We start from the raw sequence: 16465 nt of genomic DNA, 5'->3' as shown, positions 1-16465 counted from the left end.
TTTATCCTTCTTATATAAATTTTATTTTAGTCTTCAACAATACTTGCTGGTGGCCAGTTCTCAAGACGCATGCCTAAAGACAAACCACGAGATGCGAGCACATCCTTAATTTCAGTAAGTGATTTCTTACCAAGATTAGGGGTTTTAAGTAGCTCAACTTCTGTACGTTGTACTAAATCACCAATATAATGAACTGCTTCTGCTTTTAAGCAATTAGCAGACCGAACAGTTAATTCGAGATCATCTACTGGACGTAGAAGAATCGGATCAAATTCCGGTTTATCTTCTTTAACTTCAGGTTGACGTACATCACGTAAATCAACGAAAGCTTCAAGTTGTTCAGCCAAAATAGTTGACGCACGACGAATAGCTTCTTCTGGATCGATAGTACCATTAGTTTCCATATCAATAACCAGTTTATCTAAATCGGTGCGTTGTTCCACACGAGCTGCATCGACAGAATAAGCGATACGCTCGACAGGACTATAACATGCATCAACTAATAAACGACCAATTGGTCGCTCTTCATCTTCTGACTTAACGCGAGCAGAAGCAGGGACATAACCACGTCCTCGTTGTACACGAATACGCATACTAATTGAAGCATTTGCATCAGTAAGATGACAAATCACTAAATCAGGATTAACAATTTCAACATCACCATCATGAGTGATATCAGATGCAGTTACCGCACCAATGCCTGATTTGTTTAAAGTCAGCATAACATCATCTTTGGTATGTACACGTACTGCTAATTTTTTCAAATTAAGCAAAATATCAAGTACATCTTCTTGAACGCCTTCTTTAGTACTGTACTCATGCAGAACACCGTCAATTTCAACTTCGGTTACTGCATATCCAGGCATTGATGATAATAAAATGCGGCGTAGTGCATTACCTAAAGTATGACCAAAACCACGCTCAAGTGGCTCTAAAGTCACTTTCGCATGAGTTTGAGTGTATTGAACAACATCAACTAGGTGAGGTTTTAAAAACTCTGTTACAGAACCCTGCATTATGTCCTCTCTTAAGTGCTAAACTTTACTTAGAGTAAAGTTCGACGATCAAATGTTCGTTGATGTCAGCAGATAAATCTGAACGTTCTGGTAAGCGTTTAAATACACCTTCCATTTTGCTAGCATCAACTTCTAACCATGTAGGTTTTTCACGTTGCTCAGCTAACTCTAAAGCAGCTTTAATACGTGCTTGTTTTTTTGATTTTTCGCGAACGCTGATCACATCTTCAGGCGAAACTTGATAAGATGCAATGTTCACAACATGACCATTAACAAGAACAGCTTTATGACTAACTAATTGACGAGCTTCAGCGCGAGTTGCACCAAATCCCATACGATAAACAACGTTATCTAAGCGACGTTCTAAAAGACCTAATAGGTTTTCACCTGTATTACCTTTAATACGTGCTGCATTTTTGTAGTAATTACGGAATTGACGTTCTAAAATTCCATAAATACGTCTAACTTTTTGTTTTTCGCGTAACTGAACACCATAATCTGATAAACGCGGTTTACGCGCACCATGTTGTCCAGGAGCTTGTTCTAACTTACATTTACTGTCAACCGCTCGAACACCAGATTTAAGGAATAAATCAGTACCTTCACGACGACTTAATTTGAGCTTTGGTCCCAAATATCTTGCCATTTTATTTCTCCAATAATCCTAAACATTCAATGTTTAATAAACATTAAACACGACGTTTCTTTGGTGGACGACAACCGTTATGAGGAATCGGAGTAACATCAGTAATATTAGTGATGCGATAACCCGCTGCATTTAATGCACGAATTGTTGACTCACGACCAGGACCAGGTCCTTTTACCATAACTTCCAGATTCTTAATTCCGTAATCTTTTACGGCTTCTGCACAACGTTCTGCTGCAACTTGAGCTGCAAACGGAGTGGACTTACGAGAGCCACGGAAACCAGAACCACCAGCGGTTGCCCAACCCAACGCATTACCTTGACGATCGGTAATAGTTACGATTGTATTGTTAAATGATGCATGAATATGAGCTACACCATCAGAAACTTGTTTTTTTACACGTTTACGTGTACGAACAGGTGTCTTTGCCATTTATTATCACCTCAATTATTTCTTGATTGGCTTACGCGGTCCCTTGCGGGTACGAGCGTTAGTCTTAGTGCGTTGACCACGAACTGGAAGTCCACGACGATGACGGATGCCACGATAACAACCAAGGTCTAATAAACGCTTGATACTCATAGTTACTTCACGACGTAAATCACCTTCAACAGTAAATTTAGCGACTTGTTCACGTAACTTCTCAATCTGATCTTCAGATAGTTCTCTGATCTTAACATGTTCAGGAATACCTGCTTCAGCACAAATTGTCTTAGCGCGAGTATTACCGATACCATAAATTGCTTGTAACGCAATTACAGCATGTTGCTGATCAGGAATGTTAATGCCTGCTATACGGGCCACTATGCACTCCTTTATTGTTAATGTTTAACAAACTCACCATACTGAAAAGCCCGTTTTCAGGATACTCAAACAGTAAGTCTGCAAATAAAATTTAGGCTGGCTATTCTAGCCAGCTTTACTATACTTTGGCAAGTAAAATATGCAAAAGTTCAACTTTTAGGCTAAATAAATTAACCTTGACGTTGCTTATGTTTACCTTCAACACAAATAACACGAACGATGCCATTGCGTTTAATGATTTTACAATTTCTGCATAATTTCTTGACTGAAGCACGAACTTTCATTTTTTTCTCCGTAACTTCTGGCTAACTTATCGGCCGTAGCCTTTAAGGTTCGCTTTCTTTAACACTGACTCATAACGATTTGGCATCATTAAAGTCTGTACTTGTGCCATAAAATCCATGATTACAACAACCACAATTAATAAAGATGTTCCACCAAATTGAACTGGAACCTTCATTGCACTTGTCATAAACATTGGTACCAAACATACAAAAGTAATGTAGATTGCGCCTATTAATGTTAAACGTGTCATTACTTTGTCAATATATTTAGATGTTTGCTCACCTGGGCGGATACCTGGAATAAATGCACCAGATTTTTTAAGCTGATCTGCTGTCTCTCTAGGGTTGAAAACCAACGCTGTATAGAAGAAACAAAAGAAGATTATCGCTGCCGCAAAAAAGATTATGTATAACGGTTGGTCATGAGAGAAATATTGACCAATAAGTACAAATACATATCTCCAGCCTTCACCATTTCCTTGAAACCAAGATGCCATCATAGATGGTAACATAATAATTGTTGAGGCAAATATCGCTGGAATAACGCCAGCCATATTAATTTTTAATGGTAAATGTGATGTTTGCGCTGCATAAACGCGACGCCCTTGTTGACGTTGGGCATAGTTAACTACGATTCGACGTTGACCACGCTCAACAAAAACAACAAAATAAGTCACACCTATCACTAAAGCTGCGACAACTAATAATAGAATCGGATTCAATTCACCAGAACGAGCTTGTTCAATTGTTTCATATATTGCATGAGGAAGACCCGCCACAATTCCAGAGAAAATAATGATTGAAATACCATTACCTACTCCACGTTCCGTGATCTGCTCACCAAGCCACATAAGAAACATAGTGCCAGTAACTAAACTAACCGATGCAATAAAATAGAAAGAAAATCCTGGATTAGTCACAACACGCTCATAACCAGGAATATTTGGTAAACCAGTCGCAATACCAACTGCTTGTACAATAGCTAAAGCCAATGTGCCATAACGAGTGTACTGGCTAATTTTCTTACGACCTGATTCACCTTCTTTCTTCAATTCTGCCAATTTAGGGTTAATGGCCGTTAATAACTGCACAATAATCGATGCAGAAATATAAGGCATTATCCCTAATGCAAAAATTGAAGCACGGCTTAAAGCACCACCAGAGAACATATTGAACATATCCACAATACCATTAGATGATGCTTGTGAAAGTATGTCCGATAACGCTTTAGTATCAATGCCAGGAACTGGAATATAAGAACCTAAACGAAAAACAATCAGTGCTAAAAGCACAAATAGTAAACGCTTCTTAAGTTCACCCCCACCACCACGGGCACTTTGAAAATCTAATCCTGGTTGCTTTGCCATCTTTCTAATTATTCCTCAATTTTTCCGCCAGCAGCTTCAATTGCAGCTTTAGCACCTTTCGTTACACGAATACCACGAACTGTTACTGGTTTTGTAACTTCACCAGATAACATGATTTTTGCGTATTCGATTTGTGAATTAATCACATTTGCAACTTTTAAGCTATTTAGGTCAACAACATCACCTTCAACTTTCATTAAATCTGAAAGGCGAACTTGTGCTGTAACTAGAGCTTTACGAGAAGTAAAACCAAATTTTGGTAATCGACGATATAAAGGCATTTGACCACCTTCAAAGCCACGACGAACGCCGCCACCTGAACGTGATTTTTGACCTTTGATACCACGGGTACCTGTTTTACCTAATCCAGAACCGATACCTCGACCTAGACGTTTTGGTGCATGCTTTGAACCTTCAGCAGGAGATAAAGTATTTAAACGCATTACTATTACTCCTCAACTTTGACCATGTAATAAACTTGGTTTACCATACCACGAATAGCAGGAGTATCCTCGCGCTCAACAGTATGACCAATATGACGTAATCCAAGTCCGACTAACGTTGCTTTATGCTTCGGTATGCGTCCAATAGAACTACGAGTTTGTGTAATTTTAATTGTCTTTGCCATGGTTAATTACCCCAAAATTTCTTCGACGGTTTTACCACGCTTAGCAGCAACCATTTCTGGTGATTTCATATTTTCTAAGCCATCAATCGTTGCACGAACCACATTAATTGGGTTTGTTGAACCATATGCTTTAGCTAGAACGTTACGAACACCAGCAACTTCTAATACAGCACGCATTGCACCACCGGCGATAATACCAGTACCTTCTGATGCTGGTTGCATATAAACACGAGAACCTGTATGAGCACCTTTAACAGGATGCTGTAAAGTATCGTTATTTAAAGCAACATTAATCATATTACGACGTGCTTTTTCCATTGCTTTTTGGATTGCTGCTGGCACTTCACGTGCTTTACCATATCCAAAACCTACGCGGCCATTACCGTCACCAACAACTGTTAGTGCAGAAAAACTAAAAATACGACCACCTTTTACGGTTTTAGAAACTCGGTTAACTGCGATTAGTTTTTCCTGCAGTTCACCAGCTTGTTTTTCGATGTTTGACATCTTTAACTCCTACCTTAGAACTGTAGGCCAGCTTCGCGAGCAGCATCTGCTAGCGCCTGAACTCGACCATGATATTGGAAACCCGAACGATCAAAAGAAACTTCTTTGATATCTTTCGCTAATGCTCGCTCTGCGATTGCTTTACCAACTGCAGCTGCTGCATCTTTGTTTCCGGTGTATTTTAAACTTTCACTGATAGCTTTTTCTAATGTAGAAGCAGCTGCCAGTACTTCTGATCCGTTTGGTGCGATAATCTGCGCATAAATATGACGCGGAGTACGGTGAACCACTAAGCGAGTTGCAAGTAGTTCATGCATCTTGCGACGCGCTTTAGTTGCACGACGGATACGAGCTGATTTCTTATCCATAGTGTTACCTTACTTTTTCTTAGCTTCTTTAGTACGCACAACTTCATCTGCGTAACGAACACCTTTACCTTTATAAGGCTCAGGACGACGATAAGCACGGATATCTGCTGCCACTTGTCCAATTAACTGTTTATCAGCACTTTTCAGTATGATTTCAGTTTGTGATGGACATTCTGCGGTCACACCAGCAGGTAATTGATGCTCAATTGGATGTGAATATCCAAGAGATAGACCAATAGCATTACCTTTAACTTGTGCACGATAACCGACACCAACTAGCTGAAGTTTTTTAGTAAAACCTTCAGTAACACCAATAACCATTGCATTAATCAACGCACGTGCAGTACCAGCTTGAGCCCAAGCATTTGCAAAGCCGTCACGAGGAGCAAATTTAATTTGACCTTCTTCTTGATTAATAACAACAGCATTATTAATTGTACGAGTTAACTCGCCATTTTTACCTTTAATCGTAATTACCTGACCATTGAGTTTTACCTCTACGCCAGCAGGAACAACGACAGGTGCTTTTGCAACACGAGACATTTTTTTCTCCCTTACGCTACGTAGCAGATAATTTCACCACCAAGACCTGCTTGGCGTGCTGCTCGATCAGTCATAACACCTTTAGAAGTAGAAACAACTGCGATACCTAATCCAGCCATAACTTTTGGCAATTCGTCTTTACGTTTATAAATACGTAAACCTGGACGGCTAACACGTTTAATACTTTCTACTACAGCCTTACCTTGGAAATATTTTAATGAAATTTCCAATTCTGGCTTAGTGTCACCAACAACTTTATAGTCTCCGATGTAACCTTCTTCTTTTAGCACATTGGCAATTGCCACTTTTAGCTTAGAGGAAGGCATGGTGACTGCAACTTTATTCGCAGCTTGACCGTTACGAATACGGGTCAACATATCTGCTATAGGATCTTGCATGCTCATCTATAACACTCCCCTGATTACCAACTTGCCTTTTTAAGACCAGGAATCTCACCACGCATGGCTGATTCACGAACCTTAATACGGCTTAAACCAAACTTACGAAGGACGCCATGAGGACGACCTGTTTGACGACAACGACGACGTTGACGTGATGGACTAGAATCACGAGGAAGCGTTTGCAATTTAAGCACTGCATTCCAACGATCTTCATCTGATGCATTAAGATCAGAGATAATCGCTTTTAATTCTTGACGCTTTGCAAAATATTTTTCTGCTAGCTTTACGCGTTTCTTATCGCGTTCAATCATTGATTGTTTAGCCATTATGCCCTACCTTACTTACGAAATGGGAAGTTAAAGGCAGATAATAAAGCTCGGCCTTCTTCATCTGATTGTGCACTTGTTGTGATAGTAATATCTAAACCACGAACACGATCAACTTTATCATAATCGATTTCAGGGAAAACGATTTGTTCACGAACACCCATGCTATAGTTACCACGACCATCGAAAGATTTTGCGCTTAAACCGCGGAAATCTCGAGTACGAGGAAGCGCAATATAAACTAGACGTTCAAAAAATTCCCACATACGTTCGCCACGTAAAGTGACTTTACAACCAATAGGATACCCTTGACGGATTTTAAAACCAGCAACTGATTTGCGTGCTTTTGTGACAAGTGGTTTTTGACCACTGATTGCTGCTAAATCTGCAACCGCATTATCTAATAATTTCTTATCAGTAATTGCTTCACCCACACCCATATTCAAGGTGATCTTTTCGATCCGAGGGACTTGCATGACAGATTTGTAGCCAAACTGTTCTTGCAGTTTATTTACTACCTGTGCTTTGTAGTAATCATGCAGTTTCGCCATCGTACACTCCAAATTACTTAATTGATTAATTCATTAGTAGACTTATAAAAACGGACTTTTTTACCATTTTCAATTCTAAAGCCTACGCGATCTGCTTTGCCTGTAGCTGGGTTAAAAATTGCCACATTAGAAACATTAATAGCTGCTTCTTTTTCAACAATTCCACCTTCTTGATTTAATGCAGGTACTGGTTTTTGGTGTTTTTTCACCAAATTAATACCTTCAACAATCACTTTGCCTGTAGACAAAACACTTTTTACTTTACCGCGTTTACCTTTATCTTTACCGGTTAACACGATAACTTCATCTTCTCGACGGATTTTCGCTGCCATTACCCGCTCCTTACAGTACTTCTGGTGCTAATGAAATGATCTTCATAAACTTCTCAGAACGAAGTTCACGAGTGACCGGTCCAAAAATACGCGTACCAATCGGTTGCTCACTGTTATTGTTTAAAATAACACAAGCATTGCGATCGAAACGAATGACAGATCCATCAGGACGACGAACACCTTTTCTAGTGCGCACGACAACAGCTTTAAGTACATCACCTTTTTTTACTTTACCACGTGGAATTGCTTCTTTAATGGTAACCTTGATGATATCACCAACCGCTGCATAACGACGGTGCGATCCACCGAGAACCTTGATACACATTACACTACGTGCGCCAGAGTTATCGGCAACATCTAGCCTAGTCTGTTCTTGGATCATTTTAATGCTCCGTATAAATAAATTATTGTCTAATCTACCTTCATCCACCTCAACTACCATGGATAAGAATAGACAACCAAAAACCCACATATGTGAGGGCGCATAGTATAACACCACTCAAATAAAATGGATAGCATAAAATAAACGGCTGCATTTAGCCGTTTATTATATTATGTACAGTTTTTAATCGATTAGATTAACTAACTGCTTTTTCTACGATTCGAACAAGAGTCCAAGATTTGGTTTTTGATAATGGACGACACTCTTTAATTTCTACAGTATCACCAATACCACACTCGTTGTTTTCATCATGTACATGCAATTTAGTCGTACGTTTAATGAACTTACCATATAACGGATGCTTCACTTTACGTTCAATAGCTACAGTAATAGATTTATCCATTTTGTCGCTAATAACACGACCTTGCTGAGTACGAATTTTTACTTCAGTAGTCATATTACGCACCCGCCTTTTCAGTTAATAACGTTTTAACTCGTGCAATATTACGACGCACTTGTTTTAACATATGAGTCTGTGCCAACTGACCTCCAGCTAATTGCATACGTAAGTTAAATTGCTCACGTAATAAATTAAGAAGTTCAGTATTTAACTCTTCAACGCTTTTTTCGCGTAGCTCTTTTGCTTTCATTTACATCACCGTCTTAATCACAAAGGTGGTTTTAATTGGCAGTTTTGCAGCTGCCAACGCAAATGCTTCACGAGCAACTTCTTCCGGTACTCCGTCCATTTCATAAAGGACTTTACCTGGTTGAATCTGAGCAACCCAGTATTCAACGTTACCCTTACCTTTACCCATACGCACTTCAAGTGGTTTTTCAGTAATTGGTTTATCAGGGAAAACTCGAATCCAGATTTTACCTTGACGCTTAACTGCACGAGTCATTGCACGACGTGCTGCTTCGATCTGGCGCGCAGTCAAACGACCACGACCCACAGCCTTAAGACCGAATGTACCGAAACTTACGTCAGTACTCACAGCTAGACCACGATTGCGGCCCTTGTGCACTTTACGGAATTTTGTACGCTTTGGTTGTAACATCAGCGACGCTCCTTATTGTTTTCGGCCTTTGCGCTGCTTTTTCGGTTGAGCAGCAGGTTGTTTTTCTGCTTGTTCAACGGCAGCCATACCACCAAGGATCTCACCTTTGAAGATCCACACTTTAACACCAATAATACCATAGGTAGTTAATGCTTCAGACACTCCGTAGTCGATGTCAGCTCGTAGTGTATGTAGAGGTACACGACCTTCACGATACCACTCTGAGCGAGCAATTTCAGCGCCGCCTAAACGACCACTTACTTCAACTTTGATACCTTTAGCACCCGCTTTCATTGCGTTTTGTACCGCACGTTTCATTGCACGACGGAACATAACACGGCGTTCTAACTGAGAAGTAATGCTGTCAGCAACTAATTTTGCATCAAGTTCAGGTTTACGAACTTCAGCAATATTAATTTGTACTGCAACATCACGTTTTTCTCTTTTGTCTTTATACTTATTGACAATAGAAGCTACGGCATTACGTAATTTTTCAACGTCCTCACCTTTTTTACCAATCACGATACCTGGACGAGCAGTGTGAATAGTAATGCGAACGTTAGTTTCTGCTGAACGGTCGATTACAATTTTAGAGATTGACGCTTGTGCTAATTCTTTATTTAAGAATTCACGCACTCTAAAATCACTTTCTAAATTATCAGCGAATGTCTTTGTACCCGAATACCATGTAGATGTCCAAGGCTTGACAATGCCTAATCGGATACCATTTGGATTTACTTTTTGACCCATTGCTATTCTCCAGCCTAGCGATCTGAGACGATCACGGTGATGTGACTCGTACGCTTCAAAATTCGATCTGCACGACCTTTCGCACGAGGCATAATACGCTTCATGGTTGGGCCTTCGTCTACGAAAATTTTCGCAACTTTTAGATCATCAATATCAGCACCATCGTTATGCTCTGCATTAGCAATAGCAGACTCTAATACTTTTTTAACAAGTACAGCCGCTTTTTTATTGGTGTACGTTAAAATATCAAGTGCCTGAGACACTTTTTTACCGCGAACAAGATCTGCAACTAAGCGAACTTTTTGTGCAGAAGAACGAGCGTGGCGGTACTTTGCAATTGTTTCCATCTCTTTCTCCTACTTATTTCTTCTTAGCTTTCTTATCCGCAGCGTGACCGCGATAAGTACGAGTCGGCGCGAATTCACCCAATTTATGACCAACCATTTCGTCGGTAACATAAACTGGAACGTGCTGACGACCATTATGGACAGCGATGGTCAAACCGATCATGTTAGGAAAGATCGTTGAACGACGGGACCAAGTACGAATTGGTTTCTTGTCCCCGCTTTCCACCGCTTTCTCTACCTTCTTCAGCAAGTGTAGGTCAATAAAAGGACCCTTCTTGAGAGAACGTGGCATAGCTAATCCTCTATATTAATTATTTCTTATTGCGACGGCGAACAATATACTTATCAGTACGTTTGTTGCTACGCGTTTTCAATCCTTTGGCTTTTTGACCCCATGGAGACACAGGATGTTTACCAAAGTTACGACCTTCACCACCACCATGTGGATGGTCTACCGGGTTCATTGCTGTACCACGAACAGTAGGACGAACACCACGCCAACGCGTTGCACCCGCTTTACCTAGTACGCGAAGCATATGTTCTGAATTACCGACTTCACCAATAGTGGCACGACAATCAGACAATACTTTACGCATTTCACCTGAACGTAGACGTAATGTTACATATGCACCATCACGCGCAACGATTTGAACATAGCTACCAGCTGAGCGAGCAAGTTGTCCGCCTTTACCTGGTTTCATTTCAATGTTATGCACGGTAGAACCGACTGGAATATTGCGCATTGGTAAACAGTTACCTGTTTTAATCGATGCATCAACACCAGATTGGATCTGATCACCTGCTTTTAAGCCTTTAGGCGCTAAAATATAACGACGTTCACCGTCTTTATATAAAACCAATGCAATATTTGCACTACGGTTTGGATCATATTCCAAACGTTCAACAACTGCTGGAATACCATCTTTGTTACGCTTAAAGTCAACAATACGATAATGTTGTTTATGACCACCACCGATATGACGGGTAGTGATACGACCATTATTATTGCGACCACCAGTTTTGCTTTTTGAATCAAGCAACGGTGCATAAGGCTTACCTTTATGCAACTCTGGGTTAACCACTTTAACAACGTGGCGACGACCCGGAGATGTAGGTTTACATTTAACAACTGCCATTGTTCTTACTCCTCCGAATTACTCAGCGACGCCAGCAAGGTCTAAGTTTTGACCTTCTGCTAAAGTTACGTAAGCTTTTTTCCAGTCGCTACGGCGACCAAGTTGTTGACCACGACGTTTTACTTTGCCTTTAACAACAAGTGTATTAACGTCATCTACTTTAACTTCAAATAGTTGTTCAACTGCGGCTTTAATCTCTCTCTTAGTAGCATCTTTAGCAACTTTCAATACTAATGTATTTGTTTTTTCCATTGAAATAGATGCTTTTTCAGAAACATGTGGTGCTCGCAGGACTTTAAGCAGACGCTCTTCACGAATCATGCTAACATCTCCTCTACTTGTTTAACGGCATCAACAGTGATAACCACTTTGTCAAATGCAATCAAACTAACTGGATCAATACCTGCCACATCACGCACATCAACTTTATGCAAGTTACGTGCTGCTAAGAAAAGATTCTCATCAACTTCAGTTGTAATGATAAGGACATCATTAAGATTCATATCATTTAATTTCTGAGTTAATAATTTAGTCTTAGGTGCTTCAACAGTAAATGTTTCAACCACAACTAAACGCTCTTGACGCACTAATTCAGAGAAAATACTCTTTAATGCACCACGATACATTTTACGGTTAACTTTTTGGCTATGATCTTGTGGTTTTGCTGCAAATGTTACACCACCACTACGCCAGATTGGGCTCTTAATAGAACCTGAACGAGCACGACCTGTGCCTTTTTGACGCCATGGTTTTTTGCCTGAACCAGCGATTTCTGCACGAGTTTTTTGTGCGCGTGAGCCTTGACGAGCAGCAGATGCATAAGCAACAACTACTTGGTGAACTAACGCTTCATTAAACTCACGTCCGAAGGTAGTTTCGGAAACAGAAAGCGCTTTCGCGTCTTTTACTACTAATTCCATCTCTATCTCCTCGACGTTAAGCCTTGATTGCCGGTTTAACAATTACGTCACTATTGATTGCGCCTGGAACTGCACCTTTAATTAATAAAAGGTTGCGTTCAGCATCAACACGTACAATATCTAAGTTTTGAACAGTTACACGTTCATTACCTAGGTGACCTGCCATTTTACGACCTTTGAACACTTTACCTGGAGTTTGGTTTTGACCGATAGAGCCATGACCACGGTGTGCCAAAGAGTTACCATGAGTTGCATCTTGAGTACGGAAGTTCCAACGTTTAGTTACGCCAGCAAAACCTTTACCTTTAGATGTTCCAGTAACATCAACTTTTTTAACGTCTGTGAAAATATCAACGTTAATACTTTGCCCTACAGTAAATTCGCCTTCTTCAAAACGGAATTCCCATAGACCACGACCAGCTTCAACGCCAGCCTTAGCAAAATGACCTGCTTCAGGTTTATTTACACGGCTTGCTTTTTTGCTGCCAGTAGTAACCTGAATAGCTTGATAACCATCGTTCTCTAAAGTTTTAACTTGAGTAACGCGGTTGCTTTGAACTTCAACTACGGTGACAGGAATAGAAACACCTTCTTCGGTGAAGATTCGTGTCATTCCTACTTTACGACCGATTAAACCAATCATTGTTTAGACCTCTCAATCATTCAGCTTAGGATTAACCTAAACTGATCTGCACATCAACACCGGCAGCAAGATCTAGGCGCATTAAAGCATCAACTGTTTTTTCAGTTGGCTCAACAATATCAACTAGACGTTTATGAGTACGAATCTCATATTGATCACGCGCGTCTTTATTAACGTGCGGAGAAATCAATACGGTGAAACGCTCTTTGCGTGTCGGTAATGGAATAGGACCACGAACTTGCGCACCAGTGCGCTTCGCAGTTTCTACAATTTCAGCAGTTGATTGATCAATCAAACGATGATCAAACGCTTTTAACCGGATACGGATTCTTTGGTTCGACATGAGACCAGAGCTCCACTATTTAAAAGTTATAACAAAAGACTACTCCTCTTACCCTGTTTCGATTGACAGGAGAGTGTAATCCGTTCTTTTCGTAACCCCCAGATCGGGAGTATTGTTGATATAATTCAATATTATTAAATAAGGATTATATCTTCATACGCATTTGCTTACATAAAGACAATAAACAAAGTGGCGGAATTATACCCCGTTGGTGTACCAACATCAAGTATTAATTATCATATAGATAGAAAAAATATGATCATTTATGGTTACCGAAAAGTTGAGGAACGGGCTTTTTGAGGAAATCACGTCGCCATAAAGGCGACTAATTAATGATCTTCTTTGGCGTGATTTAGGCTATATCTTGGAATTTCGACTTCAAGATCTTCATCGGCAACACGAGCCTGACAACTTAGTCGACTATGCGGTTCAACGCCCCACGCTTTATCTAACATATCATCTTCTTGTTCATCACTCTCTTCAAGTGAGTCAAAACCTTTACGGACAATACAATGGCAAGTTGAACAAGCACATGACATTTCACAAGCATGCTCAATTTCAATATCGTTACGTAAAGCGACTTCTAAAATAGATTCACCTTCTTGCGCTTCAACTGTTTTCCCTTCAGGGCAAAGTTCAGCATTTGGTAAAAAAGTAATTTTTGGCATAATAATCTCGTTAGTTAAATATCATCAACTTTATGACCGGTTAAAGCTTGACGAATGGATCTATCCATACGCTTAGCCGCAAAATCCTGCGTCACGTTATCAACAATTTTAATTTGCTTTTCAATTTCGTATATATCATCAGATTCGCTTACCGCTTGTAAACGATGTTTAGCATTTAAAATTTGATTAAGCTGATGCTCATTCAATAAGTCAGCATCTTTATCTAATGCATTTTGTAAACTCTCAAGGACTCTTGCTGCTTCAACTTTTTGTTCAGCAAGCATTCTAGTTTGCTTATCTTGTTGAGCGTAATTGATGGAATCTTGAATCATAGTTGCAATTTCTTTATCAGTTAGCCCATAAGATGGCTTAACTTGTATTGCAGCTTCAACGCCTGTTGATTTTTCCATTGCCGTTACGCTCAGCAATCCATCAGCATCCACTTGGAAAGTGACACGAATATGTGCGCCACCAGCAGGCATTGGCGGAATGCCACGTAAGATAAATTGCGCCAACGATCGACAATCGGCTACATTTTCACGTTCACCTTGTAAAACATGAATCATCATAGCGGTCTGACCATCTTTAAACGTTGTAAATTCTTGCGCCCTTGCACAAGGGATCGTACTATTACGAGGAATGATTTTTTCAACCAATTCGCCCATTGTTTCGATGCCTAAAGATAAGGGAATTACATCAAGCAACAACATATCGGAATCGGGTTTATTACCCACTAAAATATCCGCTTGAATGGCAGCCCCAATAGCGACTACTCTATCTGGATCGATAGAAGTTAAAGGTTTTGTTTTGAAATAATTACCGACCGATTCACGCACAAACGGAATTCGGGTAGATCCCCCCACCATGACCACTTCAACAATTTCATCGATATCAATATCAGCATCTTTTAATGCTCGCCGACAAACAGCTAAGGTTCGTTTAACTAGCGGTTCAATAAGTTGTTCAAATTGATGTCGGGTTATAGTTAAGACCTGATTATCAAATGTTATCGTGACAGAATCTTGATGGCTGAGTGCAATTTTAATGTCAACCGCTTGATGAATCATTCTCTGATTCAACTGTGCATCATGATGATCAATCAACCCTAATTCGTTTTTAATATACTCCGCAAGTAAACGATCGAAGTCATCACCACCAAGAGCAGAATCTCCCCCTGTTGATAGAACTTCAAAAACGCCTTTATGTAAACGCAGAATAGAGATATCAAAAGTTCCACCACCTAAATCATATACAGCAATGATGCCTTCTTTTCCAGAATCAAGGCCATAAGCGATAGCTGCAGCAGTAGGTTCATTCAACAAACGTAAAACGTGTAAACCAGCTAATTTAGCAGCATCTTTTGTTGCCTGTCGTTGAGCATCATCAAAATAGGCGGGAACGGTGATGACGACACCATCGATTTCACCATTTAAACTCGCTTTAGCCCGATCTGCTAGAGCAATCAAGATTTCAGCAGAGACTTGTATAGGATTAACTTGCTGATTCGGTAAATTTAGTAATGGCACACCATTTTCTGTCATGGATAATGGATAAGGGAAATGAGATGTGTCTATATCAGAAAGACGTCTTCCCATTAATCGCTTAACTGAACTTACTGTATTTTTTGGATCAGAAGTAGCACTGTTTTTAGCATTTTTACCAATTGTGATAATAGTATTATCATCATGATCAACACCATAATGTACAACTGAAGGCAATAAAAAATCGCCTTCTAAATCTGGCAGGACTTCAGATTTACCGCTTCGAACGGTTGCAACTAGTGAGTTGGTCGTACCCAAATCAATGCCAACCGCAATCCGACGTTGATGTGGTTCTGGTGTTTGACCTGGTTCACTAATTTGTAATAATGCCATTTAACTTATCTCTACTTGATGTGTTATTTGTCTTAAATTATAAAGCATATTGCTTTTCTTGTAACTTTTCGATCTGTTCTATTAATCGAGTAAGATAACGAATCTTGTAGATTTGATTTAGGGCGGATTGCCAATCTTGTTGCGATATATTATTCAACAATTGATTATAAATATCTTTTTTACGCCCTGATATTTCAGACTCAAAGCTATCTAATAGTTCAAAGTTTGACTGACTTTCAATATCATCTAGCTTTTCACGCAAAACAAATTGCTCCATTAAAAAATCTGCATCATGAATAATATGTTGTTCCGTTGCCACATTAAAGCCTTGCAAAGATAGGAAATATTCAGCTGCTTTTATAGGATTTTTTAATACTTGATAAGCATCATTAATCATGGCTGATTTCTGAATAATCGCCATTTTTTCACTATCCGATGCCGTTGCAAAATTATCAGGGTGATACTGTCTTTGTAATTGTTGATATTGTAATGTTAACTGCTGCGTATCGACAGGTAATTGAATAGGTAGATGAAATAACTCAAAATAATTATTCACGCTTGATGCCT

General features: G+C 39.7%; 30 protein-coding genes. All 30 read right to left on the bottom strand.

The window, feature by feature from the left end:
• Nucleotides 1–26 precede the first annotated feature (26 nt).
• Nucleotides 27–1016 (bottom strand): DNA-directed RNA polymerase subunit alpha, encoded by a 990-nt coding sequence (locus J3U36_RS05745; RefSeq protein ID WP_065558592.1) that lies wholly within the window; start codon nucleotides 1014–1016, stop codon nucleotides 27–29.
• Between the two features lie 25 nt (nucleotides 1017–1041).
• Nucleotides 1042–1662: a 30S ribosomal protein S4 gene (rpsD, locus tag J3U36_RS05740; protein WP_065558591.1), complete on the bottom strand. Its 621-nt coding sequence runs from the start codon at nucleotides 1660–1662 to the stop codon at nucleotides 1042–1044.
• Nucleotides 1663–1705: 43 nt separating this feature from the next.
• Complete coding sequence (rpsK, locus tag J3U36_RS05735) at nucleotides 1706–2095, bottom strand: 30S ribosomal protein S11 (RefSeq protein ID WP_034948028.1); 390 nt, start codon at nucleotides 2093–2095, stop codon at nucleotides 1706–1708.
• A gap of 15 nt (nucleotides 2096–2110) precedes the next feature.
• Nucleotides 2111–2467 carry a 30S ribosomal protein S13 gene (gene rpsM / locus J3U36_RS05730; RefSeq protein ID WP_065558590.1) on the bottom strand — a complete coding sequence of 119 codons (357 nt, stop codon included), beginning with the start codon at nucleotides 2465–2467 and terminating at the stop codon, nucleotides 2111–2113.
• A 170-nt stretch (nucleotides 2468–2637) separates the two neighbouring features.
• Nucleotides 2638–2751, bottom strand: a complete 114-nt coding sequence (gene rpmJ, locus J3U36_RS05725; protein WP_025314403.1) for a 50S ribosomal protein L36 — start codon at nucleotides 2749–2751, stop codon at nucleotides 2638–2640.
• Nucleotides 2752–2777: 26 nt separating this feature from the next.
• Nucleotides 2778–4118: a preprotein translocase subunit SecY gene (gene secY / locus J3U36_RS05720; RefSeq protein ID WP_065558589.1), complete on the bottom strand. Its 1341-nt coding sequence runs from the start codon at nucleotides 4116–4118 to the stop codon at nucleotides 2778–2780.
• A gap of 8 nt (nucleotides 4119–4126) precedes the next feature.
• On the bottom strand, nucleotides 4127–4561 hold the full coding sequence (gene rplO, locus J3U36_RS05715) for a 50S ribosomal protein L15 (protein WP_065558588.1): 435 nt from the start codon (nucleotides 4559–4561) through the stop codon (nucleotides 4127–4129).
• A 5-nt stretch (nucleotides 4562–4566) separates the two neighbouring features.
• Nucleotides 4567–4746 carry a 50S ribosomal protein L30 gene (rpmD, locus tag J3U36_RS05710; protein ID WP_267350311.1) on the bottom strand — a complete coding sequence of 60 codons (180 nt, stop codon included), beginning with the start codon at nucleotides 4744–4746 and terminating at the stop codon, nucleotides 4567–4569.
• Between the two features lie 6 nt (nucleotides 4747–4752).
• Complete coding sequence (gene rpsE / locus J3U36_RS05705; RefSeq protein ID WP_025314399.1) at nucleotides 4753–5253, bottom strand: 30S ribosomal protein S5; 501 nt, start codon at nucleotides 5251–5253, stop codon at nucleotides 4753–4755.
• A gap of 14 nt (nucleotides 5254–5267) precedes the next feature.
• The gene (gene rplR, locus J3U36_RS05700) at nucleotides 5268–5621 is read right to left on the bottom strand and encodes a 50S ribosomal protein L18 (protein ID WP_025314398.1); all 354 of its coding nucleotides are present in this window, start codon (nucleotides 5619–5621) and stop codon (nucleotides 5268–5270) included.
• A gap of 9 nt (nucleotides 5622–5630) precedes the next feature.
• Nucleotides 5631–6164 (bottom strand): 50S ribosomal protein L6, encoded by a 534-nt coding sequence (rplF, locus tag J3U36_RS05695; RefSeq protein WP_065558586.1) that lies wholly within the window; start codon nucleotides 6162–6164, stop codon nucleotides 5631–5633.
• A gap of 11 nt (nucleotides 6165–6175) precedes the next feature.
• A complete protein-coding gene (rpsH, locus tag J3U36_RS05690) occupies nucleotides 6176–6568 on the bottom strand; it encodes a 30S ribosomal protein S8 (protein ID WP_065558585.1) in 393 nt (130 codons plus the stop codon).
• Nucleotides 6569–6585: 17 nt separating this feature from the next.
• Entirely contained in the window at nucleotides 6586–6891 is a 306-nt protein-coding gene (gene rpsN, locus J3U36_RS05685) for a 30S ribosomal protein S14 (protein WP_025314395.1), read from the bottom strand.
• 11 nt (nucleotides 6892–6902) lie between these two features.
• Nucleotides 6903–7442 (bottom strand): 50S ribosomal protein L5, encoded by a 540-nt coding sequence (rplE, locus tag J3U36_RS05680; protein WP_065558584.1) that lies wholly within the window; start codon nucleotides 7440–7442, stop codon nucleotides 6903–6905.
• 17 nt (nucleotides 7443–7459) lie between these two features.
• Nucleotides 7460–7774, bottom strand: coding sequence for a 50S ribosomal protein L24 (gene rplX, locus J3U36_RS05675; RefSeq protein WP_065558583.1), 315 nt, complete (start codon nucleotides 7772–7774; stop codon nucleotides 7460–7462).
• Nucleotides 7775–7784: 10 nt separating this feature from the next.
• Nucleotides 7785–8156, bottom strand: a complete 372-nt coding sequence (gene rplN / locus J3U36_RS05670; protein ID WP_025314392.1) for a 50S ribosomal protein L14 — start codon at nucleotides 8154–8156, stop codon at nucleotides 7785–7787.
• Between the two features lie 196 nt (nucleotides 8157–8352).
• On the bottom strand, nucleotides 8353–8613 hold the full coding sequence (gene rpsQ, locus J3U36_RS05665; RefSeq protein WP_025314391.1) for a 30S ribosomal protein S17: 261 nt from the start codon (nucleotides 8611–8613) through the stop codon (nucleotides 8353–8355).
• 1 nt (nucleotide 8614) lies between these two features.
• Nucleotides 8615–8806: a 50S ribosomal protein L29 gene (gene rpmC, locus J3U36_RS05660; protein ID WP_267379663.1), complete on the bottom strand. Its 192-nt coding sequence runs from the start codon at nucleotides 8804–8806 to the stop codon at nucleotides 8615–8617.
• On the bottom strand, nucleotides 8807–9217 hold the full coding sequence (rplP, locus tag J3U36_RS05655) for a 50S ribosomal protein L16 (protein WP_025314389.1): 411 nt from the start codon (nucleotides 9215–9217) through the stop codon (nucleotides 8807–8809).
• 12 nt (nucleotides 9218–9229) lie between these two features.
• Nucleotides 9230–9967 (bottom strand): 30S ribosomal protein S3, encoded by a 738-nt coding sequence (gene rpsC / locus J3U36_RS05650; RefSeq protein WP_065558582.1) that lies wholly within the window; start codon nucleotides 9965–9967, stop codon nucleotides 9230–9232.
• A gap of 14 nt (nucleotides 9968–9981) precedes the next feature.
• Nucleotides 9982–10314, bottom strand: coding sequence for a 50S ribosomal protein L22 (gene rplV, locus J3U36_RS05645; RefSeq protein ID WP_034884235.1), 333 nt, complete (start codon nucleotides 10312–10314; stop codon nucleotides 9982–9984).
• A 13-nt stretch (nucleotides 10315–10327) separates the two neighbouring features.
• Nucleotides 10328–10606 carry a 30S ribosomal protein S19 gene (gene rpsS / locus J3U36_RS05640; RefSeq protein WP_065558581.1) on the bottom strand — a complete coding sequence of 93 codons (279 nt, stop codon included), beginning with the start codon at nucleotides 10604–10606 and terminating at the stop codon, nucleotides 10328–10330.
• Between the two features lie 19 nt (nucleotides 10607–10625).
• Entirely contained in the window at nucleotides 10626–11450 is an 825-nt protein-coding gene (gene rplB / locus J3U36_RS05635) for a 50S ribosomal protein L2 (RefSeq protein WP_065558580.1), read from the bottom strand.
• An 18-nt stretch (nucleotides 11451–11468) separates the two neighbouring features.
• On the bottom strand, nucleotides 11469–11771 hold the full coding sequence (rplW, locus tag J3U36_RS05630) for a 50S ribosomal protein L23 (RefSeq protein ID WP_065558579.1): 303 nt from the start codon (nucleotides 11769–11771) through the stop codon (nucleotides 11469–11471).
• The gene (gene rplD, locus J3U36_RS05625) at nucleotides 11768–12370 is read right to left on the bottom strand and encodes a 50S ribosomal protein L4 (protein WP_065558578.1); all 603 of its coding nucleotides are present in this window, start codon (nucleotides 12368–12370) and stop codon (nucleotides 11768–11770) included. Before rplD ends, rplW begins: the two co-directional genes overlap by 4 nt.
• Nucleotides 12371–12386: 16 nt before the next feature.
• Nucleotides 12387–13013 (bottom strand): 50S ribosomal protein L3, encoded by a 627-nt coding sequence (gene rplC, locus J3U36_RS05620; protein WP_065558577.1) that lies wholly within the window; start codon nucleotides 13011–13013, stop codon nucleotides 12387–12389.
• A 31-nt stretch (nucleotides 13014–13044) separates the two neighbouring features.
• Nucleotides 13045–13356, bottom strand: a complete 312-nt coding sequence (gene rpsJ / locus J3U36_RS05615; protein ID WP_006120582.1) for a 30S ribosomal protein S10 — start codon at nucleotides 13354–13356, stop codon at nucleotides 13045–13047.
• Between the two features lie 329 nt (nucleotides 13357–13685).
• The gene (fdx, locus tag J3U36_RS05610; RefSeq protein ID WP_065558576.1) at nucleotides 13686–14024 is read right to left on the bottom strand and encodes an ISC system 2Fe-2S type ferredoxin; all 339 of its coding nucleotides are present in this window, start codon (nucleotides 14022–14024) and stop codon (nucleotides 13686–13688) included.
• A 14-nt stretch (nucleotides 14025–14038) separates the two neighbouring features.
• The gene (gene hscA / locus J3U36_RS05605; RefSeq protein ID WP_267379659.1) at nucleotides 14039–15898 is read right to left on the bottom strand and encodes a Fe-S protein assembly chaperone HscA; all 1860 of its coding nucleotides are present in this window, start codon (nucleotides 15896–15898) and stop codon (nucleotides 14039–14041) included.
• A 37-nt stretch (nucleotides 15899–15935) separates the two neighbouring features.
• Nucleotides 15936–16454: a Fe-S protein assembly co-chaperone HscB gene (gene hscB, locus J3U36_RS05600; RefSeq protein ID WP_267350304.1), complete on the bottom strand. Its 519-nt coding sequence runs from the start codon at nucleotides 16452–16454 to the stop codon at nucleotides 15936–15938.
• Between the last annotated feature and the right edge of the window lie 11 nt (nucleotides 16455–16465).

Origin of the sequence: Gilliamella sp. B3817 (assembly GCF_026536705.1) — a bacterium.
GTDB lineage: Bacteria > Pseudomonadota > Gammaproteobacteria > Enterobacterales > Orbaceae > Gilliamella > Gilliamella apicola_I.
The sequence above is the reverse complement of the archived record's forward strand: the minus strand, read 5'-3'. Positions and strand labels throughout refer to the sequence as shown.